The organism is Microbacterium sp. HSID17254 (genome assembly GCF_003989315.1).
Classification (GTDB): Bacteria; Actinomycetota; Actinomycetes; order Actinomycetales; family Microbacteriaceae; genus Microbacterium.
Map to the genome: position 1 here is coordinate 1 of NZ_RBLT01000084.1, position 2,089 is coordinate 2,089.

Genomic DNA, 2,089 nt, shown 5'->3' on the forward strand with positions numbered 1-2,089 from the left:
AGCATGCCGTTGACGTTCTTCCTCACCAACGATGCGTTCTACTTCGGGATCCTGCCAATCCTGTCCGAGGCGGCCGGGCACTACGGCATCACACCGGTGGAGATGGCCCGGGCGGCGCTCATCGGGCAGCCGGTGCACATGACCAGCCCGCTGGTTCCGGCGATGCTGTTGTTGGTGTCGTTGGCCAAGGTCGACCTGGCTGATCACCATAAGAAGGTCATCTGGCGGGCTGCGGTGTGCTCGCTGGTGATGATGGCAACGGCGATCGCGCTGGGAGTCATCCCCCTCGGCTGCCCAGTGCTGCGTTGCCTCGCCCGGTGGGGCGGCCCCGACTCCCCGGGGGCCGCCCCACCGGTGCGTGCGGGCGTTCTGCCCGGGTTCCGCAGTTCGTGGGCAGACCTGGGTTCCGCAGCTGCTGTCCGATGAAAGTGCCCGGATAGGGAGTCTGAGCTGGGGAGACGGGTGTCGGCCTGGTGACATGTCGTGTCACTAGGCGGCGGTGTTGTCCCTGGTCAGGGCGTTGTGGACGGCTCGGTGTCGAGGTCGAGGATCCGCGGCGGCAGGGCGATGTCGAGGCCCTGGTGCAGCCGCCGGACCTCGGCGCTGGGTGGGGTGGTCTGGCGGAACAGCCCGGCCGGGCGGGTGAAGATGCCGACGTGCAGTCGCGGTAACTGGTCGCGGGGGCGGGGCCAGGTCGTGGCCTGGTCGGGGGCGCCGGCCTGGGTCTCGACGACGCGGTCCAGGAGCAGTGCGAGCCAGCAGGGCACGACGGGCGCGCGGATGCGGTCCTCGAGTCGGTGATAGACCGGCCGCAGGTCCAGGACCTGCTTCATGTCCCGCCAGCCGCGCTCGACCTCCAGCAGCTGCTTGTAGCCCAGCGCGATGTCCTCAGTCGGCAGGTGCGGATCGCAGGTGCGCAGCAGGTACTTCCCGTCCAGCTTCACGTCCGCGGTGATCCTTGCGGTGTCGACGCGGAGCAGCCCGCCCGGTGTGACGCGCAGGAACCGGTTCAGCCCAGGCTTGGTGGAGATCACCCCGCGCAGCTCGGCCCGCTTCGTCGGCGACAACCGATCGGAGGTCTCGATCATCTCTTCGATCCGCTCGACGAGGTTCGCGCGGACCGCGGCGTCCCGGTCGGCGGCGTCTGGGTTGTGGCCGACCACGAACCGCTCGGTGTCGCTGCTCTTGACTTCCTTGACCCGCAGGTTCGCGCTGACCTCCTGAAGCGCCCCGGGAGTGGTGGAGGCTCTGATCCCACGGAAGGGTGGAGATCGTGCCGGCACCGAGGAAGTTCAGCAACGAGATGCGTGAGCGCGCGAAGCGGATGGTCCGCCAGGCGCGCCAGGAGGATCCGGGGCTGTCGGTCAACGCTGCGTGCAAGAGGATCGGTCCGCAGCTGGGGATCCTGCCCGACGCCCTCCGGGGGTGGTGTCGCCAGGCCGACATCGATGACGGCGTCACCCCAGGTGTGACCACGGTGGAATCCGACGAGCTCAAGCGGCTACGGCAGGAGAACGCCGAGCTGCGGCGGGCGAACGAGATCCTCAAGACCGCGTCGGCGTTTTTCGCCGTGGCGGAGCTCGACCGCCGACTGCGATGATCGTGGACTACATCGACGCCCACCGTGCCCGGTTCGGGGTCGAGCCGATCTTCGCCCTCTTGCGCCCCTCGTGCATCCCGGTCGCCCCGCCGGGCCATTACTCGCACACTAACTGGGCCCCGTCCCGGCCCACCCTGCGCGACCCGACCTTGTCGCACACGCTCGAGGCCGCGTTCTTCGACCGCGACAAGGGCCGTGGGGTCTACGGCGCCCGCAAGATGTGGCACCAACGGCGCCGCGACGGGGTCACCGGGCGAACAGGTCGGCCGGTGGCGCGCTGCACGGTGGAGCGGCGGATGCGCCGTCTCGGGCTGCGCGGGGTGCGCCGCGGGCAGCCGGTGATCACCACCCGCCCCGACGCCCAGGCCGGGCGGGCACCGGACCTGGTCGATCGGGACTTCACCGCGGCGAGCCCGAACCAGCTGTGGGTGGTGGACATGACGTATGTGCCGACGTGGTCGGGGACGGTGTGCACCGCATTCGTGTCCG

At 69.7% G+C, this 2,089-nt stretch carries 3 protein-coding genes, 1 pseudogene and 1 other annotated feature; of the genes and pseudogenes, 3 read left to right on the forward strand and 1 reads right to left on the reverse strand.

Features of this window, described 5'->3' with window-relative positions; translation table 11 throughout:
- Positions 1-426 (forward strand): annotated as a pseudogene (locus D8M34_RS19605) (hypothetical protein); the annotation flags it as partial.
- 86 nt (positions 427-512) lie between these two features.
- Here D8M34_RS19605 and D8M34_RS17775 read toward each other — a convergent pair.
- A complete protein-coding gene (locus tag D8M34_RS17775) occupies positions 513-1,283 on the reverse strand; it encodes an IS1634 family transposase (RefSeq protein WP_194088852.1) in 771 nt (256 codons plus the stop codon).
- On the opposite strand from D8M34_RS17775, the gene D8M34_RS17780 reads away from it, so the two are divergent.
- The gene (locus tag D8M34_RS17780) at positions 1,265-1,600 is read left to right on the forward strand and encodes a transposase (RefSeq protein WP_126894688.1); all 336 of its coding nucleotides are present in this window, start codon (positions 1,265-1,267) and stop codon (positions 1,598-1,600) included. The genes D8M34_RS17775 and D8M34_RS17780 overlap by 19 nt on opposite strands.
- Positions 1,558-1,689, forward strand: a sequence feature (AL1L pseudoknot). Its footprint overlaps the gene before it by 43 nt.
- Positions 1,603-2,089 (forward strand): IS3 family transposase (locus D8M34_RS17785; RefSeq protein WP_161973088.1); only part of this gene is annotated, 487 nt, incomplete at its 3' end. (Overlaps the previous feature by 87 nt.)